This window comes from Streptomyces sp. NPDC096205 (assembly GCF_044763135.1).
Classification (GTDB): Bacteria; Actinomycetota; Actinomycetes; order Streptomycetales; family Streptomycetaceae; genus Streptomyces.
The window spans coordinates 290,576-317,545 of sequence record NZ_JBIWFS010000005.1 but is presented as its reverse complement, the minus strand read 5'-3'; the positions used below and the strand labels follow the sequence as shown (position 1 = coordinate 317,545).

Annotated in this window: 25 protein-coding genes; 14 read left to right on the top strand and 11 right to left on the bottom strand. The window is 70.3% G+C overall.

Annotated elements, in window-relative coordinates; genetic code table 11:
* The first annotated feature begins 286 nt into the window (after nucleotides 1–286).
* The 4 genes from ACIQ6Y_RS20655 (at nucleotide 287) to ACIQ6Y_RS20640 (ending at nucleotide 4,328) form a co-directional block, all read left to right on the top strand.
* Complete coding sequence (locus ACIQ6Y_RS20655) at nucleotides 287–1,477, top strand: ATP-binding protein (protein WP_404041533.1); 1,191 nt, start codon at nucleotides 287–289, stop codon at nucleotides 1,475–1,477.
* Nucleotides 1,478–1,962: 485 nt separating this feature from the next.
* Complete coding sequence (locus ACIQ6Y_RS20650; protein ID WP_404040818.1) at nucleotides 1,963–2,361, top strand: DUF5958 family protein; 399 nt, start codon at nucleotides 1,963–1,965, stop codon at nucleotides 2,359–2,361.
* A gap of 294 nt (nucleotides 2,362–2,655) precedes the next feature.
* Nucleotides 2,656–3,282, top strand: a complete 627-nt coding sequence (locus tag ACIQ6Y_RS20645) for an RNA polymerase sigma factor (protein WP_404041532.1) — start codon at nucleotides 2,656–2,658, stop codon at nucleotides 3,280–3,282.
* Nucleotides 3,279–4,328: a CU044_5270 family protein gene (locus ACIQ6Y_RS20640; RefSeq protein ID WP_404040815.1), complete on the top strand. Its 1,050-nt coding sequence runs from the start codon at nucleotides 3,279–3,281 to the stop codon at nucleotides 4,326–4,328. The genes ACIQ6Y_RS20645 and ACIQ6Y_RS20640 overlap by 4 nt, the downstream gene beginning before the upstream one ends.
* 185 nt (nucleotides 4,329–4,513) lie before the next feature.
* On the opposite strand, the gene ACIQ6Y_RS20635 is transcribed toward ACIQ6Y_RS20640, so the two are convergent.
* Together ACIQ6Y_RS20635 and ACIQ6Y_RS20630 are read right to left on the bottom strand one after the other, a co-directional pair.
* Nucleotides 4,514–5,305 (bottom strand): maleylpyruvate isomerase family mycothiol-dependent enzyme, encoded by a 792-nt coding sequence (locus tag ACIQ6Y_RS20635; protein ID WP_404040812.1) that lies wholly within the window; start codon nucleotides 5,303–5,305, stop codon nucleotides 4,514–4,516.
* Between the two features lie 103 nt (nucleotides 5,306–5,408).
* Nucleotides 5,409–6,917, bottom strand: a complete 1,509-nt coding sequence (locus tag ACIQ6Y_RS20630; protein ID WP_404040809.1) for an MFS transporter — start codon at nucleotides 6,915–6,917, stop codon at nucleotides 5,409–5,411.
* Nucleotides 6,918–7,062: 145 nt separating this feature from the next.
* Here ACIQ6Y_RS20630 and ACIQ6Y_RS20625 point away from each other — a divergent pair, with 145 nt between their 5' ends.
* Nucleotides 7,063–7,500 (top strand): MarR family winged helix-turn-helix transcriptional regulator, encoded by a 438-nt coding sequence (locus ACIQ6Y_RS20625; RefSeq protein ID WP_404040806.1) that lies wholly within the window; start codon nucleotides 7,063–7,065, stop codon nucleotides 7,498–7,500.
* A gap of 97 nt (nucleotides 7,501–7,597) precedes the next feature.
* On the opposite strand, the gene ACIQ6Y_RS20620 is transcribed toward ACIQ6Y_RS20625, so the two are convergent.
* The 3 genes from ACIQ6Y_RS20620 to ACIQ6Y_RS20610 form a co-directional block, all read right to left on the bottom strand.
* Nucleotides 7,598–7,735: a hypothetical protein gene (locus tag ACIQ6Y_RS20620; protein ID WP_404040803.1), complete on the bottom strand. Its 138-nt coding sequence runs from the start codon at nucleotides 7,733–7,735 to the stop codon at nucleotides 7,598–7,600.
* 602 nt (nucleotides 7,736–8,337) lie between these two features.
* Entirely contained in the window at nucleotides 8,338–8,616 is a 279-nt protein-coding gene (locus ACIQ6Y_RS20615; protein WP_404040800.1) for a GlsB/YeaQ/YmgE family stress response membrane protein, read from the bottom strand.
* 144 nt (nucleotides 8,617–8,760) lie between these two features.
* On the bottom strand, nucleotides 8,761–9,849 hold the full coding sequence (locus ACIQ6Y_RS20610) for a methyltransferase domain-containing protein (protein ID WP_404041530.1): 1,089 nt from the start codon (nucleotides 9,847–9,849) through the stop codon (nucleotides 8,761–8,763).
* A gap of 233 nt (nucleotides 9,850–10,082) precedes the next feature.
* On the opposite strand from ACIQ6Y_RS20610, the gene ACIQ6Y_RS20605 reads away from it, so the two are divergent.
* Both ACIQ6Y_RS20605 and dapE read left to right on the top strand, forming a co-directional pair.
* A complete protein-coding gene (locus tag ACIQ6Y_RS20605) occupies nucleotides 10,083–11,549 on the top strand; it encodes an amino acid permease (RefSeq protein WP_404040797.1) in 1,467 nt (488 codons plus the stop codon).
* Entirely contained in the window at nucleotides 11,546–12,607 is a 1,062-nt protein-coding gene (gene dapE / locus ACIQ6Y_RS20600; RefSeq protein WP_404040795.1) for a succinyl-diaminopimelate desuccinylase, read from the top strand. Before ACIQ6Y_RS20605 ends, dapE begins: the two co-directional genes overlap by 4 nt.
* A gap of 36 nt (nucleotides 12,608–12,643) precedes the next feature.
* Here dapE and ACIQ6Y_RS20595 read toward each other — a convergent pair whose 3' ends face one another.
* On the bottom strand, nucleotides 12,644–14,233 hold the full coding sequence (locus ACIQ6Y_RS20595; RefSeq protein ID WP_404040792.1) for a PucR family transcriptional regulator: 1,590 nt from the start codon (nucleotides 14,231–14,233) through the stop codon (nucleotides 12,644–12,646).
* A 158-nt stretch (nucleotides 14,234–14,391) separates the two neighbouring features.
* On the opposite strand from ACIQ6Y_RS20595, the gene ACIQ6Y_RS20590 reads away from it, so the two are divergent.
* The 3 genes from ACIQ6Y_RS20590 (at nucleotide 14,392) to ACIQ6Y_RS20580 (ending at nucleotide 17,281) form a co-directional block, all read left to right on the top strand.
* A complete protein-coding gene (locus ACIQ6Y_RS20590; RefSeq protein ID WP_404040789.1) occupies nucleotides 14,392–15,417 on the top strand; it encodes a chorismate synthase in 1,026 nt (341 codons plus the stop codon).
* On the top strand, nucleotides 15,414–16,529 hold the full coding sequence (gene menC, locus ACIQ6Y_RS20585) for an o-succinylbenzoate synthase (protein ID WP_404040786.1): 1,116 nt from the start codon (nucleotides 15,414–15,416) through the stop codon (nucleotides 16,527–16,529). Before ACIQ6Y_RS20590 ends, menC begins: the two co-directional genes overlap by 4 nt.
* A 296-nt stretch (nucleotides 16,530–16,825) precedes the next feature.
* A complete protein-coding gene (locus tag ACIQ6Y_RS20580) occupies nucleotides 16,826–17,281 on the top strand; it encodes a hypothetical protein (RefSeq protein WP_404040783.1) in 456 nt (151 codons plus the stop codon).
* A 66-nt stretch (nucleotides 17,282–17,347) separates the two neighbouring features.
* Here ACIQ6Y_RS20580 and ACIQ6Y_RS20575 read toward each other — a convergent pair whose 3' ends face one another.
* Entirely contained in the window at nucleotides 17,348–17,491 is a 144-nt protein-coding gene (locus ACIQ6Y_RS20575) for a hypothetical protein (RefSeq protein ID WP_404040781.1), read from the bottom strand.
* Nucleotides 17,492–17,617: 126 nt separating this feature from the next.
* Here ACIQ6Y_RS20575 and ACIQ6Y_RS20570 point away from each other — a divergent pair, with 126 nt between their 5' ends.
* From ACIQ6Y_RS20570 to ACIQ6Y_RS20555, 4 genes are all read left to right on the top strand, one after another.
* Nucleotides 17,618–18,439 (top strand): hypothetical protein, encoded by an 822-nt coding sequence (locus ACIQ6Y_RS20570; RefSeq protein ID WP_404040778.1) that lies wholly within the window; start codon nucleotides 17,618–17,620, stop codon nucleotides 18,437–18,439.
* 546 nt (nucleotides 18,440–18,985) lie between these two features.
* The gene (locus ACIQ6Y_RS20565) at nucleotides 18,986–20,026 is read left to right on the top strand and encodes a M4 family metallopeptidase (RefSeq protein ID WP_404040775.1); all 1,041 of its coding nucleotides are present in this window, start codon (nucleotides 18,986–18,988) and stop codon (nucleotides 20,024–20,026) included.
* A 385-nt stretch (nucleotides 20,027–20,411) separates the two neighbouring features.
* A complete protein-coding gene (locus ACIQ6Y_RS20560) occupies nucleotides 20,412–21,446 on the top strand; it encodes a phosphotransferase family protein (RefSeq protein ID WP_404040772.1) in 1,035 nt (344 codons plus the stop codon).
* Nucleotides 21,447–21,722: 276 nt separating this feature from the next.
* Nucleotides 21,723–23,744 (top strand): glycosyl hydrolase, encoded by a 2,022-nt coding sequence (locus ACIQ6Y_RS20555; RefSeq protein ID WP_404040769.1) that lies wholly within the window; start codon nucleotides 21,723–21,725, stop codon nucleotides 23,742–23,744.
* Here the strand turns inward: ACIQ6Y_RS20555 and ACIQ6Y_RS20550 are convergent.
* The 4 genes from ACIQ6Y_RS20550 to ACIQ6Y_RS20535 form a co-directional block, all read right to left on the bottom strand.
* Nucleotides 23,731–24,213, bottom strand: coding sequence for a hypothetical protein (locus ACIQ6Y_RS20550; RefSeq protein WP_404040766.1), 483 nt, complete (start codon nucleotides 24,211–24,213; stop codon nucleotides 23,731–23,733). The two genes, ACIQ6Y_RS20555 and ACIQ6Y_RS20550, sit on opposite strands and share 14 nt — an antisense overlap.
* Before the next feature lie 12 nt (nucleotides 24,214–24,225).
* A complete protein-coding gene (locus ACIQ6Y_RS20545) occupies nucleotides 24,226–24,594 on the bottom strand; it encodes an ArsR/SmtB family transcription factor (protein ID WP_404040763.1) in 369 nt (122 codons plus the stop codon).
* Complete coding sequence (locus tag ACIQ6Y_RS20540) at nucleotides 24,591–25,037, bottom strand: SRPBCC domain-containing protein (protein ID WP_404040760.1); 447 nt, start codon at nucleotides 25,035–25,037, stop codon at nucleotides 24,591–24,593. The genes ACIQ6Y_RS20545 and ACIQ6Y_RS20540 overlap by 4 nt, the downstream gene beginning before the upstream one ends.
* A gap of 117 nt (nucleotides 25,038–25,154) precedes the next feature.
* Nucleotides 25,155–26,582 (bottom strand): lipase family protein, encoded by a 1,428-nt coding sequence (locus tag ACIQ6Y_RS20535; RefSeq protein WP_404040757.1) that lies wholly within the window; start codon nucleotides 26,580–26,582, stop codon nucleotides 25,155–25,157.
* Between the last annotated feature and the right edge of the window lie 388 nt (nucleotides 26,583–26,970).

Genomic DNA, 26,970 nt, shown 5'->3' with positions numbered 1-26,970 from the left:
GCGGCCTGTGGGAGCGTCACCGAGGCGGAGGCGGCAGACCGTTGTGGCGGCCCGTGTGGCGGGGCATGGAAATCGGGGGCTTCGGAGCCGTCGGGAAGGGGGCCTTGGAGGGTTTGGGCGGGGGTCCGGCCGCATTTTGGCTGGTGTCCGAGGCTCCAGGCCGCCGACAGGAGGGCAGGCGCTCACCGGCCAGCTCACGCCCTCGCTGAAACGGCTCTGACCTGGTCTTTTCCAGTGATTCGCCTAGGCTGGGCGGATCTGTTGGACCCAGCAGGAGGGGGACTTGGTGCGTGAGGACGTTCACGGTTACAACGCCGCCCACATCACGGTGCTGACGGGACTGGAGGCCATTCGGAAGCGGCCTGGGATGTACGTCGGCTCGGTCGGTGAACGGGGCCTGCATCAGGCGGTGTTCGAGGTGGTGAGCCGGGCGGTGAACGAGGTTCTGGCCGGACGTGCCAGTTGCGTCGATGTCGCCCTCGGTGCCGATGGCGGGGTGAGGGTCGCCGACGACGGACCGGGCGTACCTGCGGAGGAGGCGGCGGACACTGATGGTCCGGGGCTCGAAGCTCTGCTGACCCGCATGCGGACAGCGGCGGTGCCTGGTCGCCGCAGTACCGTGTCGTTGGGTCTCTTCGGCCTCGGGCCCTGTGTCACCAATGCCCTGTCGAGCCACCTGACTGCCGAAGTGTGGCGCGATGGGATGCGTTGGGTCCAGGAGTACAGGCGCGGAGTCGCGGTCGCCCCGCCCACCGCCGTGGGGCCGACGGCGAGCAGCGGGACGACCATCACCTTCTGGCCCGACTCCGAGATCTTCGAGACCGTGGACTGCTCGTTCGCGGTGCTGGAGGAACACTTCAGAGAACTGGCCTTGCTGAACCAGCGCCTGGAGATGTCACTGACCGACGCACGCGTCCCGGGTGAGCCGCGGTCGGTTCGGTTCCGGTACCCGGGCGGGGTGCGGGACTTCGTCGCCTTGCTCGACGCGTCGGTCGGAGTGCCCATTCACCCGGACGTCGTTGCCTTCGGCTGGGAGGACCAGCGAATGCAGGGGAGGGCGGAGGTGGCTCTGCGATGGTGCGGCGTCGGTGGGGAGCGAGTGCGCAGCTTCGTCAACAGCTGGGCCACCGATGGCGGCACACATGTAGAAGGCTTCCGTGATGCGGTGGCGGATGCGGTCAACGCCTACGCACGCAAGCTGCACCTGCTTGCACGGGGGGAACCCGACGTCAGTGCTGATCGGATCAGCAAGGGCCTGACGGCGGTTGTGTCGCTGAAGCTGGACCGTCCCGAGTTCGAAGGCGCCACCCGTCGTGTGCTGGGCAACGCTGCAGTGCGCAATTGCGTCGGGGAAGGCCTCCGGGAGCACCTCGACGGATGGCTGGCGGAGCACCCCGAGCAGGCCGCGGCCATCGCCGGTTGGTTGGTCGCCGCAGGAGTTGAGTCGCAGCGGCCCGCGGCCGGTCCGGTGACATGAGTCACGGGCAGCTGCCGTCGACGCTGAGCACAGCCGACGGCGGCCGAACGATGTCCCTGACCGCGCGTCCCCACCGTGTGAGCGCTTGAGAGGGACAGTTCGAGATCGACACGGGTGCAGGCGGTCAGTTCCCATCCCCAGAGCCTCACCTGATCGGTCGTCGCCCTCGACGCAGCCCTGCGTCGAGGCACCCCCGTGCCGTGATAGGAGTCGGCTGGGACCCTCGGGCGCGCTGCTCAGATGGCGCGGCAGGCCGGAGGAAAAGCAAGTGCCTCGTCTCGAGTCGTGCAGACAGAATGCCCGCATGTCTACCGAAGGCAGAGGATGATCGAGTCGCCCAGGTGCCCGCCTCTGGGACCCCTACCGATGAGGACTCCATTTGGCACGCCGCCGTCGACGCTTCCGACCCTCAGCGACAACGCCTACGACGCCCTCGCCTGCCTCAATTGCACGGCCGAGCGCCGATCGTCCGACAGGAGGCAGTCGTGACCGAACGCGACGTCATGCTCAACGAACTCGCGCAAGGGTTGCGCCCGATGTCACAAGGCATCGATTGGTTCGACGCACTCGGTCCGGAGGAACAGTCCGAGGTGCTGCTGTTCCTGAGTCACCACTGTGTCCAGGCGCGTGCCGTCAGCGAGGACGGACCGGAGAGCATCCGCCGGGCTGGGCTGCGCCCGACCCACACGCCCGCGGTCCTGATCTCGCGGGGCCGGATCGAACACCAATTGGGAAAGATCGCCTCTCTCACCCCTCTCGACGAACGCCGTAAGGCATTCCGGCTGCTGGTCGCGGTACTCGCGATCGCCGACCAACGCCGTCGCGAGCGTTTCTGCTCCGATGGCTGCGGTCATTGGTGGCACAGGTTGTCCGTCCCTGACTGATTCTCATGGCAGGCATGGTGGGATGCTGCGTCGTGTGGTGGCCTCTGTGCATGAAGGGGCTCTGATCCGACGTCGCAAGTTGAACCGGGGGGAGTGCGGTCAGGGGCTTGCTGTCGTGATGAACGCAGGCGCCGTGGCTGATGTGTGGGCAACAACGGCGGCGGCTGCCGGGGAGGACGAGATCGTGCGGCCCGCGAAGCCGGTTGCCGTGGTGTACGGGCGGCATGGCGCAGGTCACAGGAACTTCGCCGGGACGGCGGAGAGATAGTCACTGTGAAAGACTCAGAAAACGAGCTGCGCGCACGCGTGCGAGCCGGTGAGCGCGAAGCGTTCGCCGAGCTGTACGAGCGATACGCCCAGGCCGTTCACCAGCACGCACTCTGGCTCACCGGCGACCGGGCGAGTGCCGAAGACATCATGTCGGAGACGTTCCTGACCGCATGGCAGGCGCGGGGACGGCTGCATGACGACGGCGGGTCATTGCGCCCCTGGCTCCTTGGCATCGCCACCCACAAGGCGGAGAACGCCCGCCGGAGCCTGCGCCGCCGCCTGGCGTTCCTGGCGCGGCAACGCCAGTCGCCTGTCGTCGAGGACTTCGCCCCCGCGGTCGCCGGCCGTATCGACGACGCACGCCGCCTTGAGGCCGTACAGAGCGCACTGGACCGGTTGCGGCGCCACGAACGGGAAGTGCTGAGCCTGTGCGTCTGGTCGGGCCTCGACTACCGGCAGACGGCCGAGGCCCTGGGTGTGCCCATCGGCACGGTGCGCTCACGGCTGTCGCGAGCCCGCGCCAAACTCGCCCGGTTCGCTGACGAGGTCGCCCCAGCAGGCGAGGGAAATCCGGAACCGCGCACCACTCGCGGAGAGATGAAGGGTGAAGCCGCGCTCGCGGCCCTGCCCGTGCGGGAGGAGACGGCATGACCGACAAGAACCTTCGCGTGGACGGACGTGCCGACACGGCCACGGACGCCGACGTCGCCGAGATCGCCCGGCTGCTGCCGGCTCCGGCGCGCCAAGACCTCCCGCACGCGCAGCACCTTCACTACAAGGACCAGCTGATGCAGCACATCGACCGTGACCAGAACGCCGACGCCCGCCGCCCCGCCAGGCGCCTGCTGCGCCCCGCCTTCCTGATTCCGGTGACAGCTCTCGCCCTCAGCGGCATCCTCACCGCAGGCATCACGCTCAGGTCGGACGACCGCGTACCGCCGAGCATCACGGCGCCCCGGAACGTGCAGCCTGGCGTCGCGTTGCTCGACCAGATCTCTGACGCCGCAGGCAAGGGTGACGCCCTCACAGTGCGCGACGACCAGTTCGCCTACACCCGGGCCAAGGTCCGGGGCGCGGATCTGACCAGCGGCAAGGCAGTGGTCGGTCCGCTGACGGAGTCCGAGAGGTGGCTCGCGCAGGAGCCCGGTCCGCTGCACAAACTCGGTCTCGGCAAGGAGAACGGCCAGACGTTCCCCCTCAACGCCGAACTGGGCGACACCGACGGCACACCGGCGGGCTTCGGACGCCCCACCTATCATTGGCTGGCCTCCCTGCCCACGGACCCCGACGAGTTGCTCGCGTACCTGTACGCCAAGTCGCCCGAAACCGACGCGCAGGAGCGCCACCAGGCCGTCTTCGACCGCATCGGGGACCTGCTCGGCGAGCTGATGCCTCCGAAGACCGCCGCCGCGCTCTACAAGGCCGCCGCGAAGATTCCCGGCGTCACCGAGGCCCCCGCCGCCCACGACGTCATCGGCCGGCACGGCGTCGGCATCGCCCGTACCGACACCACCTTCCACACCCGCACGGAGTGGGTCTTCGATCAGCGGGGCCTCGCGTTCCTGGGCGCCCGCAGCTACCTCGTCGAGGACACCTCGTACGGGAAGAAGGGCACGCTCCTGTCCGGCACCGCGCTCATGGACCAAGCGGTCGTCGACAAGGCCGGCCAGCAACCCGTCAGGACGCGCGAGAGCTGAGGGCCCGGGAACTGGGCGCGTCCGGCTGGTCGCCCTATTCGGCGACCCAGGGTGGGGAGACCAGGTACGTCTGGTTCAACACCTTCCGGGGGACACGACCCGGGCCACCGTCTACTGCTGACTTTGAGCTCCACGCCGGCCGCCGCCGGGCCGCGTCCCGAACGGCCCGGCGGCGCGACCGCCCCTCAGAACGCGGAGTTGGAGAACCAGAGCGTCAGCAGGTTTTCGTCTCCGTCGTGCGTGAAGGCATCCCCGTCGAGGCGGAGGCGGCCGTAGACCAGCAGCAACAGGTCGGACGCGGTTCCCCGTACGGTCGCATCGGCGGATGCAGTCGTCGCAGGGTCCGTGTCGAGGCCGAAGCCGTCGGGCCGCAGGCGGACGAGCCAGGTGTCGTCGCCGTCGGTCGCCTGGAAGCGGATGGTGCTGTCGGGGCCGCGCAGGTGGGCGACCTTGGGTGCGAAGAAGGTGGCGAAGGGCAGGTTGACGAGGAACTCGTCGATCCCGTCGACCGCAAGCGGGCGGTCGATGACGGGCCGCAGGCCGAGGGCCTGTTCGGCGTCGGCTCGGTGCACCAGGGTCTCGAAGAGCATGCGGCGTGCCCAGAAGCGGGCGTGCTGGTCGACGCCCCAGGCCCACATGGGCAGGTCCGGGTCGGTGGCGGCGAAGGCCTGCTCGGCCACGGTCGCGCTCTCGGCCAGCCAGTCGACGTATCCGTCGTGCCGGTCGGGGAGCTGAAGGTCGACCTCACGGCTGCGCGGGGGTTCCTGGATGCGCGCGTGCAGGAGAGCCGCGAACCATCGCTGGACGCTGCCGGTGTGCTTGACCAGATCCGCCAGTGTCCAACCGGGGCAGCTCGGCACGGGAGTCGTCAGGTCGGCGTGCTGGAGCGCTGCGACGAAGCGGGCCGTCTCCGACGTGACCGCCGAGCGGTGGTCGACCGGAGCCGGTCGGTTGTCGCTGTGGTTCGAGGGGTTCAACGTGGGTGCCCTTCTGCGGCGGGGGAGAGAGTTTGGCGAGCGAGGGGTCCGTACCTGGCACGTACGGCCACCTCGCCGGTCACGGTGCGAGCACTCGGGCCGATCAGACGGGCTCGGCCTGGGACTGAGCTTGTGCCAGCTCTGCTGTCTCGGAGGGGACGGCCTTCCGCACTCCGGCCGTGGAAGGCGCGGGCGCCTGCCTGAGACCGAAGCGAGCGACAATGGCGACCAGGACGAACGCCGCACCGGCGATGGCGAAGCCCGTCGTGAACTGGCTCTCCTGGGGGAGGGCGGGCATACCGGCGGGCAGCTCGATGGTCTTGGACGCCAGGAGCGAGGTGATCACGGCGCTCGCGACAGCGCTGCCCACGGAGCGGGAGATGGAGTTGAGGCCGTTGGCGATGCCGGTCTGGCCGGCCGGGACGCTGGCGACGATGAGCGCGGGCATGGCGGCGTAACCGAAGCTGATCGCCAGGCCGATGAGCATGCCCGAGCCGATCACCGAGGCGCTGGTGTCGTGCGCGGCGGTCAGCCAGGCGAAGCCGAGCACTCCGAAGCCTGCGCCCGCGGCGAGGGTGACGCGTGCGCCGAGTCTGCCGACCAGTACACCGCCCACCTGGGCACCGACGAGGGAGACGAGCGTGGTCGGCAGCAGATAGACGACCGACGCGGCGAGCACCGACGCGCCGAAGCCGTAGCCGACGAGGTCTTCCGGCATCTGCACGAGGTACGAGACGCCGATGAACTGCGTGAACATCGCGAAGCCCAGCAGCAGACCCGCCAGGTTGGTGAAGAGAACGGACCGTTGGACGAACATCTTCATGTCCACCATCGGTTCCTTGACCCGGCTCTCGGTGAGGACCCAGATGCCGGTCATGACGATCGCGCCGGCGAAGGCGCCGAGCGTACGACCCGACGTCCAGCCCCACTCATGCCCCTGCGAGAGCGGCAGAAGCACCAGCACCAGCAGCATCCCGAGCGTCAGCGCCCCCAGCCAGTCGGTCCGCCCACCCGTCTTCGTACGGGAAGCGGGCACCACGAACAGCACGCCCGCCAGCGCCACCACCGCGAGCACGGCCGCCAGCCAGAAGACCCGGTGGTAGTCGGGGTCGGAGCCCTGGGTCAGGAGGCCCGCGCCGACCAGCGCGAGCCCACTGCCGAACGCGAGCGTGCCGCTGACCAGCGCCATCGCTCCATGCAGCTTCTCCGGCCTGATCTCCTCACGCAGTACGGACAGGGCGAGCGGGAAGATCGCGGTCGCGGCACCCTGCATCACCCGCCCGACGATCAGCCAGGTCAGGGAGGTGGTGGTGGCGGCGAGGACCGAGCCGGCGATCATCACGCCAAGCACACCGACGAGCGTGGGCTTCTTCCCGTGCTGGTCACCGAAGCGGCCGAGCAGCGGGGTGAACACCGCGGCCGACAGCAGCGTGGCCGTGGTCACCCAGCTCACATTGGCCGTGGTGGCCTTCAGGTCGCTCTGGATGATCCCCAGGATCGGCACGACCAGGGTCTGCATCATCGAGACGACCATGGCGGCGAGGCCGAGTACCAGGATGATCCCGATATGTCCGGATGGTCTGGACGGCGCCGCTTGCTGAGAGTGAGACACGGGAGCTCTGCCCTAACTGTGTGAGAACCGCATGCTTGAGTACCGCAATGCTTGAGAACCGCAATGCTTGAGAACCTCAAGCAATCGCCCTGACGGTAGACCTCAATAGTTGAGATAGTCAAGCTTCTCGGCGTAGAGTGGGCCCATGACCGGAACCCGCGGTGCCGACACAGCCCAGCTCATGGAAATGCTCTCGGCGTCGCTCGCCGCCTACTACGGCGACTTCACGGCTGCCGCGGCCAGCGAGAACCTGACCGCCAGCCAGGCCAAGACACTCAACGTGCTGCGCCGGGGGCCCGCCGCCATGCGCGTCCTCGCTTCGATCCTGACCTGCGACGCCTCCAACATGACGGGGATCATCGACCGGCTGGAGAAGCGCGGCCTGGTGCAGCGCGAGCCCAGCCCCACCGACCGGCGCGTCAAGAACGTCGTCATCACCACCGAGGGCGGACGCGTCATCGATGTGATCCGCGGCAAGATGCACGCCACGCGCGCCGGGCTCGACCGCCTCGACGACGAGGAGCGGAGCACCCTCTACGCGCTCCTGGAACGCGCCTTCATCCAGCAGCCCGCCACTGCCTGAGCCTGCCTCAGTGGCCCCTGCCCGGGCCAGAGCGCATGGTCTGCTGCGAGTGGAGGCCGTCGGCGGTGCGGGTGCGCCGACGGCCACCGGTCCGGAGTCAGCCGGCCAGGGTCCACTTCTCGCTGGAGTTGAGGATGCAGGTGTTGTACTTGACGTCCTTCCAGTACATCCGGTTGTGGATGACGTGGGTGTTGTTCACGCGGAGCTTGTCGATGTTGCGCGGGTCCAGCCCCACTGGATGACGGGCCCGTTCCCGTTCTTCCAGGCGACCGTGTCACCGTTGCTGACATCGCTGTGGTGCAGCTTCAGCACGTCGTCGTTCGCGTGGAAGAACTACCAGCTCTACGAGGGCAAGGTCGACTTCCACGGGCCCGAAATGACCTACGCGGTGAACAAGTACCAGCGGTCGGCACCGCCGAGGGGGGCGGCCAGAGGGAAAGATCGTCGAGCTTGTGATGGTTGATCTCGACCTGCTCGCCCTCGAAGTCGAACAAGACCGGGCAGTCACAGAACCACTCGTCATCCTGGCAGTCCCAGACCATCCAGACTCTTGTGAGGGGCCGGCCGGCAAGTCCACGCAGCCGATGCGCGTGCTCCCGCACGACGTCACCTCGGCGGTTCAGCCACAGCGGATGGTAGCCCGCGATGCCGAAGTCGAACATTGCGTCATCCTGTCAGAGCTGCCTCACGTCAGCTCGACGCAGCCCGAACGGCAGGTGACCGGCCAAGGCGCCGGCCCCCCTTGGCCGGCGGTCGGAACACGCCGACGGCTCCCTCCCCGCACACCGGGGGTGGGAGCCGTTCGCAGGTGTCTCGGATGTGTCCGGCGCCGGCGGGTCAGGCGTGTCGGTGGGTGTGCCGGGTGCCGGTGAAGAGGCGGTAGAGGGCGAGGAGGATGAGGGAGCCGACGATCGCGGCGATCCAGGTGGAGAGTTCGAAGAAGCCGTCGATGGAGTCGACGCCGAAGATCGCCTTGCCGAGCCAGCCGCCGAGCAGGCCGCCGGCGACGCCGATGAGCATGGTGATGATGATGCCGCCCGGGTCCTTGCCCGGCATGATGGCCTTGGCGATGGCGCCGGCGAGCAGGCCGATGATGATCCACGCGATGATGCCCATGGTGCGTTCTCCGTCTCGTCGTATAAAGACTGTGTCAGCTCATCGTGTGCACCATCTGCGCTCGTACAAACGTCCCCTCACGAGCCGACGGCAGCCTCACCGTCGTCGATCTCGCCGCTGAAGTCGCAGGATCGCGTACGCGGTTCAGGCGACGAGCAGGCGGAGGCCGAGCTCGGCCGCGTCGAGGGCCATGAGGTCGCGGTTGCGTTCGGCCCACCGGCCGGAGGAGAGGTCGTCGCGGAGTCGGTTCACCGCCCGCTCCTCGGCTTGCGGCCCGACTCTGGTCCACACCGACACCGCCCGGCGTACCTGCTCGTCCAGGTACGCTTCGGGCCGGCGCCAGTGGGCCTCGAAGAAGCCGTCGGCGCAGTCCCACGGGATGAGCAACGGCTCCGCCCGGCCCCCGATCGCGTGGGTCAGGTCGGCCAGTGAGGGCCAGTCGGTGAGAAGGCCGGCGAATTCCGGCAGGTAGTCGCGGGTGAGCCAGAACCGGTCGAGCCAGCCGGGCGTACTGGCGTCGTAGGTGAACACCACCACGCGGCGGGCCACGCGCCGCATCTCGCGCAGCCCGGCGACCGGGTCCGGCCAGTGATGAACGGTGCTGACCGCCATCGCGGCGTCGAAGGACTGGTCCTCGAACGGGAGGCTTTCCGCACTGGCGGCCACGCACGGCGCCGCGCCCGCGGGACGCTGTGCCCGCATGACCGCCGACGGTTCCACCGCCGTGACGTCACGGTCGGTGGGCTCGTAGGAGCCGGTTCCGGCCCCGACGTTGAGGACCGTCCGCGCGTCCCCGAGCGCTTCCCAGATCCTCGCGGCGATACGCGGCTCGGTGCGCCGCGTCGCGGGATAGGCCGAGCCGATGGTGTCGTACAACTGGGCGCCGAACACTTTGAGTTGCTCCTCCGGTGTCGTTCTGATTCCCCTGGCCCGGGCCTGCAGTTCCCGGTCGATGGCCGTCACCATGGCGGCAGCGTGGTCGCGCTGTTCCAGGAGCAGGCCGCGCAGCCGGTGCAGGTGTGCGACCGCGTCGGTGGTCGGGTCGTGCACCAGGTCCGCGATCTCGCGCAGTCCGAAGCCCAGCCGCCGGTAGGCGAGTACCTCCCGCAGCCGTTCCACGTCGTCCGCCGAGTAGGCCCGGTATCCTGCCGCGGTCCGTGCGGACGCCCGCACGAGGCCGATCCCGTCGTAGTGATGCAGCGTGCGGACGCTCACGCCGGTCAGCTCGGCCACACGCCCCACGGTCAAGTGCTCTTGCAGCTCTTCCACGTCTCGACCATGCGGCATGACGTTAGGTGAGGGTCAAGCGCCGACCCGGCGGCTTCGAGATGCCGACCACGCCCCCCTCCGGCATTGGCCGGAAAGCCAAAGCGTCCCTCACCGTCTTGGCCGCCACGCCCAGCCCTCTCCGTCCCGCCGTTCAGCATCATCAGGGGCCGGAGTGGAGCTGTGAGAGGAGTGGACGCGTGGACACTGTGCGAACCCGCCCGCGGAGAACCGCGGGAGAGGCCGGAGGCGGAAGTAGGCTGACGCGGCGGCGGGACGTCGCCGATCTCGTGGCCGAGGCCCGTGGTGGTGAACTGCGCCGGACGATGGGGCTCATGCAGCTCACGCTGCTCAGTGTGGGCGCCACCCTCGGCACCGGCATCTTCGTCGTCCTCGGCCAGGCGGTGCCCGAGGCGGGCCCCGCCGTCGTGGTCTCCTTCGTCCTCGCCGGGATCACCGTCTTGTTCTCGGCGCTGTCCTACGCCGAGCTGGCGGGCATGATCCCGGGCGCCGGATCCTCGTACAGCTACGCCTATGCGACGTTCGGCGAGCTTGTCGCGTGGGTCTGCGGCTGGTGTCTGGTGCTGGAGTACGGCGTCTCGGTGGCCGCTGTCGCGGTCGGCTGGGGCCAGTACGTGAACGAGCTGCTGGAGCTCACCGTGGGCTGGACGCTGCCCGAGTTCCTGGCCGCGCCGCCGGGCGCGGGCGGCGTGCTGAACGTTCCGGCCGCCGCGATCGTCGTCCTGGCCATGGTGGTGCTGCTGCGCGGGGCCCGCGAGAGCGCCGTCGTCAACACGGTCATGGTGGCGGTGAAGGTGGCCGCGCTGGTGATGTTCTGCGCCGTCGCCTTCACCGCATTCCGCTCCGGCAACTTCCAGCCGCTGTTCCCCCTCGGCATGGCGGGAGTGAGCGCGGGCGCCGCCTCGCTGTTCTTCTCGTACATCGGCTTCGACGCCGCGTCGACGGCCGGTGAGGAGGCGAAGAACCCGCAGCGTGACCTGCCGCGCGCCATCCTCCTCTCCCTCGGCCTGATCACCGCGCTGTACTGCGCGGTGGCGATCGCGGCGGTCGGCGCGATGCCGTGGCAGAAGTTCGCGGGTACCGAGGCCACCCTCAGCGAGGTACTGGTCCGCACAGTCGGCGGCGGCAGCCTGTGGCCGGTCCTGCTGTCCGTCGGCGCGGTCGTCGCCACCACGAGCGTCGTCCTCGCCGTGCAGTACGGGCAGACCCGCATCCTGTTCTCGATGGCGCGCGACGGGCTCGTGCCGCCCCTGTTCGCCGAGGTCCACCCGAAGTCCGGGGTGCCGCGCGCCAACACGGTCATCGTGTCCGCGTTCATCATGGTGCTCGCCGCACTCGTGCCCTTGGGCGCGCTCGCCGACGCCACCAGCATCGGCACACTGTTCGCGTTCGCGCTGGTCAACTGTGCCGTCCTGATCCTGCGCCGGCGCAGCCCCGAGGCACCGCGCAGCTTCCGGGTGCCGCTCGCGCCACTCACCTGCGTGCTGGGCGTGCTGTGCTGCGGCTATGTGATGTGGGGGCTGGGCACGGACACCTGGATCGCGTTCGGCCTGTGGATGGCGGTCGGGTTCGTGATCTACGCGCTGTACGGCATCAACAAATCCCGGCTGGGCCGGCCCGCCCCGCAGGAGGAGAGCGCCGCATGACCTCGCTGAACCCGACCGCCGACCTGGTGGACCTCACCCGGGCCCTGGTGGACACCCCCTCCGAGAGCGGCGACGAGGCCCGTCTCGCCGACGCCGTGGAGTGCGCCCTGCGCGCGTGCTCCCACCTGAAGGTCGAACGCTTCGGCAACTCCGTCGTGGCCCGCACCGACTCGGGCCATGCCGAGCGGGTGGTCATCGGCGGCCACCTGGACACCGTCCCGGCCGCGGGCAACCTGCCCTCCCGGCTGGACGGAGAGCTGCTGTACGGGCTCGGGGCGTGCGACATGAAGGGCGGCGTCGCCGTCGCGCTTCGCCTCGCGGCCACCCTGACCGCACCTGTACGCGACATCACGTACGTCTTCTACGAGTGCGAGGAGGTCTCCGGCGACCGCAACGGCCTGAACCGTATCGCCGCCGAACGCCCCGACCTGCTCAAGGCGGACCTCGCGATCCTCATGGAGCCGTCCGACGCTGGCGTCGAGGCAGGCTGCCAGGGTGTCCTGAACGCGGACATCACCGTACGGGGCGAGCGCGCCCACACCGCCCGCTCCTGGATGGGCGTCAACGCCGCCCACCGGGCGGCCGCCGTGCTCCAGCGCCTGGACGACCACACCGCCGAGCGGATCGTCATCGACGGGCTCGAGTACCGCGAAGGGCTGAACGCGGTCGCGGTCCGCGCGGGCATCGCCGAGAACGTCGTCCCCGACAGCTGTGTGATCACGGTCAACCTGCGTTTCGCGCCCAGCCGTTCGGCCCAGCAGGCCGAGGCGTATCTGCGCGGCCTCTTCCCCGAACACGAGGTCGAGGTCACCGAGGTCGTGCCCGGCGCCCTGCCGGGACTCGGACACGGCCCGGTCGCCTCGCTCGTCGAAGTCCTCGGTACGACGCCCCGCCCCAAGCTGGGCTGGACCGACGTCGCCCGCTTCGCCGCGCTGGGCACGCCCGCGCTCAACTACGGCCCGGGTGACCCGACCCTCGCGCACACCGCCGGGGAGTACGTGCCCGTCGCGCAGCTACGGGAGTGCGAGGCGCGGCTCGCGGCCTGGCTGAGCGGCTGAACCCGACGGAGCGCCCTGCCGGAGGCATGCTGCGGGTCAGCCCCGGTCGGCGGGGCCGCCCCGCAGCCCCCCGAGCGTGCGCAGCTGCAGCCACAGCACCAACCGCTCGTCCGGGTCGTCCAGGTCGATGCCGAGGTGCTGCTGCGCCTGTCTGAGGCGGTACCGGCAGGTGTTGGGGTGCACCGCGAGCAGCTTCGCCGCCCGCGCCATGTCGCAGCCGGCGTCCAGCCAGCACACCAGGGTCCTGGCGTACTCGGTGCCGTGCTCGGCGTCGTACGTCAGGACCTCCCGCCAGGCACCCGCCGTCAAGGCCCGCTCCGCGCCGAGGAGTTCGCGCAGCCGGAGCAGCGTGACCCGGGCCCGTACCTCGGTCACAGCGGCGACGTCCTCGTCCGGGCCGAGCACCCGCAGGACGAGGTCGGCGTCGTCCCGCGAGCCGCGCACGGCCACCAGGCCGGCGACCACCTCGCCCAGCCCGGCCCGCACCCTCACCCGCAGCGCCTGACCCGCGCGCTGCACGATGTCCTCGGCGAGCCGCTTGTGCCGTTCCCCACCGCGCTCACCGGTGACCGGCAGCAGCGCGTACACGCGCCCGTCCGCCAGCACGCACGCGTGCCGCCCGTACCGCGCCGCGCAGTGGAGCCGTACGAGATCGAGGAGCCGCAGCGCGGTCTGCTCCCCGTCGGGCGCGGACACCGGGCCGTCGAGGGCGAACGCCGCGACCCGCACGGGGGTGTCGGCAGCGAGGCCGAGGCGGTGTGCGGCGCTCGCGGGATCGGCGGTGCCGTCCAGGAGACGGCGCAGCAGGTCGCTCGTCAGATGCCGGGACAGTTCCTCGCTCGCCCGTGCCCGCAGCAGGAGCAGGGCGGCCGTCGACGCGCCCCGGGTGAGCGCGTCCTCGGCATCGGCGCCGATATGCCCGTCGTCGACCACCCACAGCGACCCCAGCGTCTCGCCGCCCGCCCGGATCGCGACGGCGAGCCGCGGCAGCTCGTCGCCGTCGAGTGCGGCGAGGCGTACGGGTCCGGGGGCGGCGAACAGCACGCGGTACTGCTCGCTGTTCTCGGGGCTGCCCGGCACCTGGCGGCCCAGGATGCCTTGCCGCCGGGCCTCGTCGACGACCTGCCCGGGGAGCGTGGAGTAGGCCAGGATCCGCTGGCGGGCGTCCTCGATGACGGTCGCGCCACCCACGGCAGCCGCCACCGCGTTGGCGAGCGCGAACAGGTCGCCGAAGCCCGCCCCGCCGCCCACCGGGCCGGGCCGGGAGGCGATCGCGGAAGCCAGCAGCAGATGGACGTGATGCCAGGCGGCATCCTCGTCGACGGCGAGCAGCGCGAGCCCGTGGGCCTTCGCCGCCGCCACCGTGTCGGGCCGCCCGTCCTTTTCCCGTACGACGAGTCCGGCCATGCCGGCTGCCGCGGCATCGCGCGCCAGCAGCCCGGCCTCACCCGCGCGCGCCCCCACCGTCAGCAGCAGGGCGCCCGGCGCACTGCGCGGAAACGGCGCCCCGGCGTCGTAGAGCAGCACCTCCGAGACGGGCGCGGCGAGGCCGGCCGGAGCGGTGAGCACACGGAGCACGGGCTCGCCGAGGGTGTCGAGAAGTTCCTGGAGGGTGCAGGCGTCCATGGGCGGTCGGACTCTCCGGCGGGGGACGGTGACAGGGGGAGATGGCCTGTTTATCGGAGGGTGACCCCTCACGACCTTGGCCGATCGCAACATCAATACAGGGCTCCATTGTGCCGGACGACAATGGCCTCCTGGCTGCGGCCCAGGAGACTCGAGCCATGACACCTGTGACGATCTCCGCTGCCGGTCCCGGGGCGGCGGCCGCTACGGCATCCCGCACGGCCGAGGAAACAGCCCGCATCGCCCGGGAGGCCGTCGCCGAGGCCGTGGCCCGTACCGCCGAAGCCGCGGCCTGTTCCGCCGAAGCCGCGGCCCGTTCCGCCGGAGTCACGGTCCGTACCGTGCACGACGTGGCCGGCATCCGTTCCGTCTCCGACTTCTTCGCCGATGTGTGGCAGACGCCGCGCGCCACCCCGCCCTACCCCGCGGAGGTGCTGCACAGCCTGGTGCACGCCGGTGGCGCGGTGCACGCGGCGTACTCCGCCGGGCCGTCGGGCGAACGGCTCGCCGGGGCGGCGGTGGCGGTGTTCGGGCCGCCCGCCGAGCGGGACGTGTACTCGTTCGTGGCGGCGGCGACCGCTTCCGGCCGGGGCGTCGGGCTCGCGGTCAAGCAGGCGCAGCGGCTGTGGGCGCTGGAACAGGGCGCCACCACCATGCGCTGGACCTTCGACCCGCTGGTCAGCCGCAACGCACGCTTCAACCTGGTCAAGCTCGGCGCCGTCGGCAGCGAATACCTGGTCGACTTCTACGGACCCATGAACGACGGCGTGAACAACGGTGACGAGAGCGACCGGCTGACCGTCGTGTGGAATCTGGTGACAGGGACCACGCGGACGGACGACCCCGCCGAGGGCCGTGCCGCCGCCGAGATCGTTCGCCGGGCACCGGACGGCGGCCCCCTCGCCCTGAGCGACGCGGACAGGCTGTGGTGCCGTGTGCCCGAGGACATCGTCGCGCTGCGCGCCGCCGACCCGGCGCTCGCACTGGACTGGCGGCACGCCGTGCGCGAGGTCTTCACCGAGGCGTACGCCGAGGGCCTGCGCGCGACGGCCATGTCCCGCGACGGCTGGTACCTGCTGACCCGCCCGTCCCCCGGCCTTCTGAGGGCGCGGGCCGCCGCCGAGACCTGTCCTGAAGCAATTGCCGAGGTCCCCTCCGAATCCGCCTGCGAGGAGCAGAAGTGAAGCTCGAACGCGTCGAACTGCTCCACGTCGCCCTCCCGCTCGTCACCCCTTTCCGTACCTCCTTCGGGACGATGACCAGCAAGGACACCTTCCTGCTGCACGTGGTGACCGACGAGGCCGAGGGCTGGTCCGAGTTCGCCGCCGACCCGGAGCCGCTGTACTGCTCGGAATTCGTCGCCGGCGCCGAGATGGTCATCCGGGACTTCCTGCTGCCGCGGATCGCCGCCCTGCCCGAACCGACGACCGCGGCCGTCGCCCCCGCCATGGCCTCCGTCAAGGGCCACGAACTCGCCAAGGCCGCCCTCGAAACCGCCCTCCTGGACGCCGAACTGCGCGCCTACGGGATGTCGTTGGCGACCTTTCTCGGCGCGGTCCACGAACGGGTGCCCGCCGGGGTCTCGGTCGGCATCAAGAACTCCGTGCCCGAACTGCTCGACGACGTCGAGCGGTACCTTGCCGAGGGCTATATCCGCATCAAGGTCAAGATCGAGCCGGGCTGGGACGTCGAGCCGGTGCGCGCCGTACGCGAACGCTTCGGCGACGCGCTCCCGCTCCAGGTCGACGCCAACACCGCCTACACGCTCGCCGACGCCGAGCACCTGCGCAGGCTCGACGACTTCGGGCTGCTGCTGATCGAGGAGCCGCTGGAGGAGAACAACCTCCACGCCCACGCCCAGCTCCAGAAGCGTCTGGCCACCCCGGTCTGCCTCGACGAGTCGATCCACTCCGCGCGCGACGCGGCGTCCGCGATCGCGATGGACGCCTGCCGGGTCGTCAACGTCAAACCGGCCCGAGTCGGCGGTTATCCAGAGGCCCGACGCATCCACGACGTCGCCGCCGCACACGGCGTGCCGGTGTGGTGCGGCGGCATGCTGGAGACGGGCATCGGCCGCGCCCCCAACCTGGCACTCGCAGCCCTCCCGGGCTTCACCCTCCCCGGCGACACTTCCGCCTCCAGCCGGTACTTCGCCGAGGACATCACCGAGCCGTTCGTCCTCCAGGACGGCCACCTGCCCGTACCCACCGCCCCGGGCATCGGCATCGACCCACTGCCGGACGCGCTTGCCCGGTTCACGACGGCGACTCGGGAGTTGTACGCGGGACGGAAGTGAGCGGGTCGGGCCCAGGCCGAGCAGGGCCGGATCAGCAGGGGAGAGTTCGACGAAAGCACGGCGGGTCTCCGGGGATGGTGACGGGTGTGGTTCCGACCCGCACCACAGTCGCGTTGACCACCGTACTCGCCGCCGTGCTGGCGACAGCGTCCTGTGCCGCAAAGACTGAGCGGCAGACAGCCCACCCGTCAGTCGGCAGGACATCCGCCGGCAGCCGACCGCTCCCGCAGAACGGGCCCTGTCGAGCCGGAGAATTCCGCTGGGGCAAAGTGACCGAGCACGACACGCTTGCAGCGGTGTCCGACCCCCAGGAAGTGCACATCCCGGCGGGAAAGACGGCCAGGTCGACGTTCAACCTCGTGCCGCTGCGCACCCTGAAGGCGTCTGTCTACCCGTCACTCCCACACGGTGCAGTGGACGAGCAGGCGGCCGTCGACTCCCTTGCGGAGTTGACCGGGCTGGATCTGATGAAGGTCGGCACCACGTTCACCCTCACAGAAGGGGACAAGACCCTCACCACCTCATCGGGCAAGTTCGACGGCGTGCTGGTGGCCGTGGTGGGCGTCGACACGGTCGAAGCGCCTTTCGTCTACGGCTGCGACACCTCCGGCCGGGAAGCAGTACGGGGCACCCTCACCACATGGTCGCCGGCCACGTACTCCGCGCTGTTCAAGTGTGGGATCCGCGAGAACCTGTCAGAAGTCGAGCTCGAGGCCGAGGCCCTGCTGTGCGGCGGGACGAGCGGCGCCTGAACGGACGGTGATGTCTGCTCGGCGGGTGAGTCGCCATACCGTGCTCGCCGCCACCGTGGGCGTGAGTCAGGCGTAGGTGAGCCGACGCTCCGGCGAGTCCGGGATCCGCGCCCGGATGCGCTCGGTGTACGTCGACGGTATCTCCGGTGACTCGGTGAAGTCGACGACGTACGGTACCTGGAATTGTTCGTACGTCAGTAGCTGACGCAAGGCGATGCCGGATCAGCCCCAACTCGACCTGGCTTCGTTTCCGCGGCGACATCGGCGTTATGGTCGAGCACGGTCACGGTCTCGCCGCCGCGGGCCTCTTCTGTCGTGCTCCCATGGAGGAACTTGATGCCAAGCACCACCGTCCGGCGTGCCCGAAGATCAACGGCGGCCGCTGTGGCCGTCGCCGTCGCACTCGTGGTACTGGCCGGATGCGGCACAGGGGACGGCGAAGCGGAGGAGAGCGGCAAGTCGGAAGGGCGGCCCGCTGCCAGCGGGTCCGCGTCGTCGGACAGCGGCCGGTCGCCCGGTGCCGAGGCAGCCGGATTGATCAGCAAGGCCCTTGAGGTGACGTTCGACCAGGACTACCTCGTCTCGACCCGGCGCAAGGAGACCGAGGGGACGACTGTCCTGCGCAGCGCCATGACCGGTGGCGGAGCGGTATGCGAGGCTCACAGCGGAAAAGGTTCAGCCTCACTCGATTTCGTCGTCACCGCATCGGCGCTCTACTCACGAGGCAGCGAGGAAGCGCTCAGGCTGTCGCCCGAAGCAAGGGCGGACCCGGTACGCGTGGAGGTGATGGCCGACAGGTGGGTGAAGCGCAACGTCGGGGCGTACAGCATCATGCGTGAAATGTGCGAGTCGAAAGCTCAGCGGACGTGGCTGGAAGACCGTATCCCGTCCCTGGACGAACTCGCCGAGGCGACACCGGCGCAGCGACCGGGGGTGGTGCGGGGGCAACCCACCACCACGATCACGTACAGGCGTGAGGGCGGTCCACTCGAGTTCCATATCGCTGCCGAGGGCATTCCTTTCCTCCTGCGGGTCACGCACCCGGCCAAGGACCTCGACGAGTCGTTCAGTGGTTTCGGGGTGCCCTTCCGCGTGGCCACACCTCCGGGAGCGGTCTCGGAGCTTCAGATGGCGCAAGAGGTCCTCGCGGCCCAGTGATCCCGTACCGCCCTCCGACAAGGGGCGTTCGGGTACCCCCCGGAACTCGCTCAGCGCGGCGTCAAGTGGCCCAGCACAGCCCACACTTCAGGCGATCGGCGCCATCGGCCCGATCGTGCTCCGCGGCGCTGCCGGTGGCGCTGTCGACCGGACGCGCGGAGTCGGCGATGTCGCGGGTCCGCCGGCACGTTTCCGATGACGGGGTGCGGGCTGCTCCCGTCAGTGCCCAGTGCCCAGTGCCCAGTGCCCAGTGCCCAGTGCCCAGTGCCGTGCCGACCGCCGAGTTGGTCACGATGGCGCGAATCACCCAGGTACCTGTCCTCGTCGAAGACGGGAGCCGACTTGGTCTGTGCTTTCGTCCGGGCCAGGTCTCCCGGCCCGTGCGTGTACGCCGAAGCGGACACCGCCACCCCTCGCTGCGCCGCTGACAGCCACCCCCAGCGCCGCGCTGTTTGCCATGGACCTGGTCAAAAGCGGGGTCGGTGCGCGAAGATCGCGCCCGCATCACACCACCGCATCCACGTCACCCACCACCGGAGGATGTACATGGCTCACCGCACACCCCGCGGTCTGCTCGCCGGGGCAACCGCCACCGTGGCCCTGCTCATGACGGCCGGGGCGGCCTCCGCCACCGCCCCCGCAGCGGCCGGCCCGCAGGCCCGCGTCTTCATGGTCAACCCCGTCCAGTCCTCGGGCGACCAGACCCTCACCGACGGCAAGGACGCCGCCGACGCGGTTCCCGCCACCGCCTACGCGACCGTCGCGCTGCGCAACCTGGACGGCAGCGGCGGACTCTCCGGCCGCTGGGCCTCGGTCCGCTCCGACACCGGCGCCTCCGCGCGGCTCGCCGACGCCACCTCGTACGACCGGCACGACGACCAGTTCGAGCAGGTCATGGCGTACTTCTGGGTCAACGAGGCGCAGGAGTACCTCCAGGGCCTCGGATTCGGCAGCGAGCTGCCCGGCGCCAACGACCGGGTGCAGCCGGTGCGTATCAACCAGTGGGGCGCCGACAACTCCTTCTTCACCGACAAGAAGGCGGAGATCCGCTTCGGCAAGGGCGGTGTGGACGACGCCGAGGACGCCGAGGTCGTCGTGCACGAGTACGGCCATGCCGTGCACCACGCCCAGGTGCCCGGCTTCGGCACCTCCCTGGAGGCCGGCTCCATCGGCGAGGCGTTCGGCGACTATCTCGCCGTCGCCGTCGGCGAGCACGCCGCCGCGCGCTACGGCTGGCCGCTGAAGACCGACGTCGCCTGTGTCGCCGACTGGGACTCCGTGACCTACAGCGACGCCCCGCACTGTCTGCGCCGGATCGACTCCGACAAGACGTACGCGGACCGGGTCGGCGAGGTCCACGCCGACGGCGAGATCTGGTCCCGCGCGCTGCTCGACATCCGCACCGGCCTCGGCGCGCGCGTCGCCGACCGGATCATCGTCAACGCCCAGTTCGGTTTCGCCCCCGACACCAGCTTCTCGGCGGCCGCGAACACGACGGTGGCGACGGCGCAGAAGATGTACGGCAAGAGCGCGGCGGACACGGTCCGCGCCGCGTTCCAGGCCCGGGGCATCCCCGGCGTCGCCTGACACACGACGTCCCGGAGGCGGCGGGTCCGTCGCCTCCGGAGGCCACAGGCGAACCCCTCCGCAATGAGCTCGGGCAGCGGGCACCGGACCCGGGCACAAGCAGCTGAGGCCCTGGTCGACGGGCCGCACCCACGATGGGGGCCCACCGGGACCGTCACACACTGTGACACCGAAGAATGACGGCGACTCACGCGAGCGGAGCGCGGCCCTTCCATGCGGAGACGTGCTGACCAGCGGTAGCAGGTGATCCGCCTGGTAGGACCCGCCGATGGACCTGGTGTGCCTCCTCGAGGAGGAAGCCGCCGGCGCCGGACCGCAGCGTTGGTCCTCACCGAACAGAGGGCCCTCCTGTCTGTCTGGACGAGCCGACCGGAGCCTCGGCACCATGGGAGCGCTCCCCGGGCAGCCCTTCCAGAAGAGAGCCTTCATGCAGAGCCTCACCAAGCGTCGGATGTCGCCGGACGAACTCGACATGCTGCTGCGTACATCGACAGGCAGCGGCTGCCGAGTGGAGAGCGAGCTGACCGACGGCTGGTTCAACACCGCATACCGGGTGCTGCTCGACGACGGCCGGCCGGCCATCGTGAAGCTCGCTCCACCGGCCGACGCGGCGGTCCTGCGGTACGAGCGGGGCATCATGGCGACGGAGGCGATGGTCTACCGCCGGATAGCGGACCTGCCGGAGCCAGGCATTCCGACTCCCGCCCTTTTCTATGCGGGAGCGGAGTTCCTCGCCCTCTCGGTGCTCTCCGGCACACGCTGGGACCAGGCGGCCGCACAGCTGTCGCCCGACTCCGAGGCGGCGCTGCGCCGGGACCTGGGTGCGGTCGTCGCACGCCTGCACACCCTGACTCCGGAGGACGGTCGCTTCGGTTACCCGGCCGCCGAGTCGGGGTTGTCCGCCTCCAGTTGGCGAACAGCCTTCACCGACATGGTGGAAGCACTTCTGGACGAGGCGGTGCGTTGGCGGTCCCCGCTCGACGTGTCACCCGACAGCATCCGGGCACTGGTCGCCGAAGGCGCGTACACGCTGGACGAGGTCACTGACCCCCGGTTGGTCCACTTCGACCTGTGGCCGGGCAACATCTTCGTCGACGCCCCCGGCTCCGGCGGGTCCGCCCGGATCACCGGACTCATCGACCACGAGCGGGCGTTCTGGGGCGACCCGGCCGCCGAGCTGGTCTCCTTGGGCTTCGGCGGCGACACCGGACCGGAGAGCGACCTCGTCCTCGGTTACCTCGAGGCCGGCGGCACCCTCGACTTCACCCCGGCCCTCCACCATCGCCTGGCCCTGTACCGCCTCTACCTCGGCCTGCTCCTCGTCGTCGAGTGCGGGCCTCGCGGCTACGGCACCGACCATCTGGCCTACTGCCGCCGCACCCTCGGTGAGAGCGTCACCGGCCTTCAGGCTTTGGGGTAGGCGTCGAGGCCTGACGAGAGCGACATAAAAAGGCACTCCTGGCAGGCAATCCACTAAACCGGTTACTTAACTCCCGCAACAGCGTAGACAACGTTGTCGCCCATCCGGCACAGTCGGCAGCACGACCCGCACCACAGGTCACAGGAACGGACGCGCCGGGAGACCGACGAGCGGGTCGTCGGTGCGTGAGGCGTAGTGCGTGATGCGCGTTCCCGGTCCGGGCCTGCGGTGAACCGCCTTCCGTCGCGAGAGCCGGCCACGTCCAAGGAGACAGCCATGCACAGACCTGCCGTGAACCGCCGTTCGTTCGTCCTCCTCGGTGCCACGACCGCCATGGCGGCGGGCGCCGGGACATCCATGGCCTCGGCGGCGACCCCGACCCCCACCGCGGTGCCGGCCGGCGCCCCGATGCCGGTCCGGATCGTCGACGACAAGGCGACCTCCGCGACCCGCGCGCTGTTCGCGTACCTGATGCGGCAGCAGGGCAACGGCATCCTCTTCGGCCACCAGCACGCCCTGTCCTACGGCGTCACCTTCACCACGCAGGACGGCAGGTCGTCCGACACCAAGGCGGCGGTGGGCGACCACCCCGCGCTGTTCGGCTGGGACACCCTGATCCTCGACGGCGACGAACGCCCGGGCAGAAAGGACGCGACCGAGGCCGAGAACATCGCCGCGCTCAGCCGGTGCATCCGGCAGGCGGACGCCCTCGGCGGGATCAACACGCTCAGCGCCCATATGCCGAACTTCGTCACCGGCGAGAACTTCTACGACACGTCCGGCCGCGTCGTCAGCCAGATCCTCCCCGGAGGCGCGAAGCACACGGAGTTCAACGCCTTCCTCGACCGCATCGCTAAAGCGGTCAAGGGCGCACGACGGCCGGACGGCACCCTGATCCCGGTCGTCTTCCGGCCCTTCCACGAGAACAACGGCGGCTGGTTCTGGTGGGGCGCCGGCCACACCACCTCGGCGGAGTACATCGAGATCTTCCGCTACACGGTCGAGTACCTGCGGGACACCAAGCACGTCCGCAACCTGCTCTACGCGTACTCGCCCAACTCCAGCTTCGGCGGGGACCCGGCGGGCTACTTGAAGACCTACCCGGGCGACGGTTACGTCGACGTCCTCGGCTACGACGCCTACGACAACTCCGCCGGGTCGGACGCCTGGCTGGAGAGCCTGGTGCAGGACCTGGCGATGGTGGTCCGCCTGGCCGAGGAGAAGGGCAAGGTTCCGGCTTACACCGAGTTCGGCGAGAGCGGTGAAGAAGGCCGTGCCCCGCAGTGGTTCACGAAGCTGCTGGGCGCCATCGAGGCGGACCCGCTGGCCCGCCGGGTGACCTACATGGAGACCTGGGCCAACTTCGGGGGCAGCACCCGTTCCTACGTGCCGACCCCGGGCCACGCCCTGCACGCGGACTTCGTCCGGTACGCCCAGGACCCCTACACCGTGTTCGCCGATGACCTGCGAGGCGTGTACGCCGCACGCACCACCGCCGTCCGCAACGCCCCGTTCATGCACCTCGTGACCCCCACGGACCGGCAGCGGCTGACGAGCGCCGAGGCCACCGTCCGGGTGCGGGTCACGCATGCGCCGGCGAGCAGGGTCACCTACTCGGTCAACGGCGGACGTGCCCGTCAGCTCCGCCTCGACGCCGACGGCTTCCACTCCGGTGACTGGCCGATCGACCCGGCCTGGCTGGACAACCGGTCGGTGACCCTCTCGGTGGACGCCCGGGTGAACGGCAGGACCCTCACCGACTCGGCCCTCGTCCTCCTCGGCGAGGTCGCCCCCCTCCCTGCCGGATGGGTGGACGACTTCGAGGGGTACGCCGGGGACGACGCCACGCTCAGCGAGGCCTACAGCCACGTCAACGCCAACACCACGACCCTGTCGGCCGCCCACAAGGCCTCGGGCTCGTACGGCCTGGCCTACTCCTACGACTTCAGCAGCGCCGGATACACCGGCATCGGTAGGACCGTCGACGCGGACTGGACCGCCTTCTCCGCGCTGGTGCTGTGGTTGCTGGGCGACGGTTCGGCGAACGGCGCCACGCTGCAGATCGTGTCCGACGGCGCCTACTTCGAGTACAACGTCCCGCTGTCCGACACGACCGGACGTGAGATCCGGGCGCCCTTCAGCGAGTTCAAGCCTGCCCCCTGGGACACCGCGCACGCGGGCGAGGTGCTCGACGCGGCCCATCTCGCCAAGGTGGCGACGTTCAACCTGTACCTCGGCCACGGCAGCGGCGGCCCGGCCGAGGGTGTGGTGTACGTGGACAGCATCAGGGCCGAATGACCGCCGCTGTGCGTGACGGCCCGCGGTCGAGCGCGAGGAGTTGTCGCGTGTGCTCGGGTACGTGGTTGTCGGCCAGGCCCTGGATCAGGGCTGCCGGCGGGACCGGCTGGTCCAGCAGGACCGTGTCGTCGGACAGCAGCAGTGACGGTACGAGGACCGAGGCGGCTTCCTCGCTGAGCCGGTCCGCGATGGCGCACAGCAGGTCGGCCTGCCCGCGGACGTGTGCGATCAGGTCGGCCCGTCCCGAGTGCTCGGCGACGATCCGGTGCAGGTTCCACTGGTCGAGGCAGATCCGGTTGTCGAAGGTGGGGCGCGCGCCGGCGACCGCCGCGGTCGAGGCGTCGACGCTCAGGAGATGAGCCAGGATCAGGTCGGCGTGCCAGCCGCCGTCGTGGGGCTCGCCGAGGCCGGGGAGGGCGGCCGCGTCGGGGAGTGTGGTGCAGGCGTCCCGCAGTGGTGCCGTGTCCATGAGCTGCTTCTCTCAGCCAGGGGCCGTGGGATCGTCCGGAGCCTGTTCCGCCGCCTCGGCGATCCGTTTGATGCGCGCGAGCCGGCGGTCCCACTCGGAGGCGAGCGACGCCATCCAGCGCGCGGTCGTGTCCAGCGCCGCGGGACGCACCGCGTAGCGCACCTCGCGTCCGACCCGGCTCGCCGAGACCAGTCCTGCGGTGTCCAGGACGGCGAGGTGCTTGACCACGGCCTGCCGTGAGACGGGGAGCTGTCCGGCGAGCGTCGTGGCGGTGGCCTCGCCGTGCGCGGCGAGCAGGTCGAGCAGCCGGCGCCGTGTCGGGTCGGCCAGGGCGCCGAGGACGCTGTCGACGGACTCGGCGCCGGGTCGTTCTTCCGTCATGCCGCGGGCTGTTCGGCGCGCGACTTGAGCGCGTCGAGTTCCAGGGGCCAGCCGGCGCTGTGGTCCTTGTGGTTCTGGCTGCGCAGCTCCTGCGAACCGGCCAGCGCGGCGAACCCGCTCTCCACGACACGCAGCCGCGTTCCGTCGCCCTCCGGGGTCAGCGTGAACTCCACCAGGGTGGAGTTGTCCTCGCGCAGTTCCTCGCCGGGGAAGGCGCTGGTCCAGCGGTACGCCAGGTAGGTCGGCGGCTCGACCTTCTCCACGCGCACCGGGAAGTCCCCGTGCTCGGGGTTCTTCGCCACCATCGTCTCGCCCTCCCTGGCCACCGTGCCCGGCAGGCTCGCCTTGTCGGCCACCCAGAACCCTGGCTGGGCGACCAGCGTCCAGACCCGCTCCAGGGGCGCCGAGATCAGGGTGTCGCGCTCGATGCGGTCCTCGCTCATGACGGGCTCCTCGAATGTCGTCGTATGGTGCAACTTCAGAGTTGCACATCGAGGAGTGATGTGCAACCTGAAGGTTGCGCGACGAGGGGAGCGTCAGGGCGAGGGGAGCGGGAAGCGTCAGGGCTGCAGCGGCATCGTCCAGCAGTTGGAAGCGGCGGCCTTGCCGGAGAGCCGGTCGCTCAGCCAGGCGATGGCGTCGCCCTGGTCGGTGAGGAGCGGCACCAGGTGGTTGGTGAGCAGCCCGTCGCCGAGGTCGGGCAGGTTGATCGCGTCGTAGGTGACGTTGGCGCCCTTGCGGCACCAGTCCACGGCCAGTTGCCTCGCCTGGGCGTGCGGGACGATGTCGTCCTGGACGCCGGTCGCCACGCGGACCGGGCTGGTGGGCTTCAGCCTGCCGATGCGCTGGCTGTCGAGCACGGCCCGGAGCTTCGGCTCGCCGGCGACGATGTCGGTGACGGACCTGCCGCTGGTGGTCCAGGCGGTGCTCTTCTTGAAGGCGTAGCCGAAGATCGCGTCACCGACGCACATCGTGGACAGGTCGCGCAGGGCGGCCTTGCCGGCGGCGTTGAGATGGGCGTCGGCGATGGTCCGCAGTTCGGGGTCGGACTGGAGGAAGCCGTTGAGCGACCAGCCCAGCGCGCCTGCCAGGGCGCTGCCGTCGATTCCGTCGACGACCTCGGTCAGGTTCGCCGGAGGAGCACCCACGTAGGCGCCGGCGAGCTTGAGCTCCGGGGCGTAGGTGGGCTGGAGTTCGGCGGCCGCCGCGCTGGCGCCACCGCCCTGGCTGTAGCCGAAGAGGCCGACGGGGGAGTCGGCGGTGACGGACGCCCCGGCGACCGAACGGGCCGCGCGTGCGGCGTCCAGCAGGGCGTGTCCGCCGTCGAGGCGGTTGACGTAGGTGTGGAGCCGGTCGGTCGCGCCGAGCCCGGCGTAGTCGGTGACGACCACCGCCGCGCCGGAGGCGAGCAGCCGGTAGATCGCCAGGTCCTCGTAACCGACCGACACCGTCTCGCCGTTCAGCACGACGGGGTGCTCCAGCCCCATGGAGGCGGCGCACTGGTCGCCCTGCCCCATGGTGCCGGGCGCCACGGCCACGAGCGGGCGCGGACCGGTGCCCTTCCACGCGGTCGAGGGCTCGATGTAGGCGCCGGTCACCGCGACGGGCCCGCCGCCCGAGTCCGTGGACTTGTACATCAGGCGGGTCGCGGTGCCCGGCAGCGGACGGCCGTCGAGGCCGGGCAGGCTCAGGGCGAGCCGAAGCGGTTCGGTACGGACGAGGGCGCCGTCCGCCGAGGGCAGGGAGACGGGCGGCTGATAGAAGGCGGGGATGGGAACGCCCCGCGAGACCACCTCGTCCGCGGCGGTGGCGCCCGTGACGGCGATGCCCTGCGCGGTCAGGCACGCCAGGGCCACCAGCGCGGTGGTCAGGGCGCGGCCCCGGAGGGGGACGGTCGGTCTGCGGCCTGCCGGGAACGCGGTTCCCTGCGGGCAGGGGTATTCCCCGGGCGGGTCCGGCTGGTCGGTGGTGGAGCGGGGTCGGGTCATGCGGCTCACTCCCTGCTTCGTCGGAAGGTGCGGCGATGTCGCCGGGTGGCGCTGTCGGCCGGCGAGTGCTCAGGCAGCCCTGAACGGGGGCGGGCTGTCTGTCGATCGGTACGCAAGGCATGGTTCGCACGCCGCCGGCCTTGCCCGGTGGGGCGGTCGGCGCGGCTTCAGGCGGCTGTTGTCGCCATGCGCTCGCTGGGCGCCCGGCGGCGGCTCCACCGCCCCGTCGGCGGTCGTAGGCATCGCTGAAGTCGCTGACCGAAAGCGGTAGTTACTTGTCGGTCACATCGAGAGGGTAGGGTCGTGTGTCACTCAGTGACAAGATGTCGGCGAATGCCATTTCCCGCGCTCTCGGTATGCTCCTCGCGTCGGCCGGACAGGGGTGGTG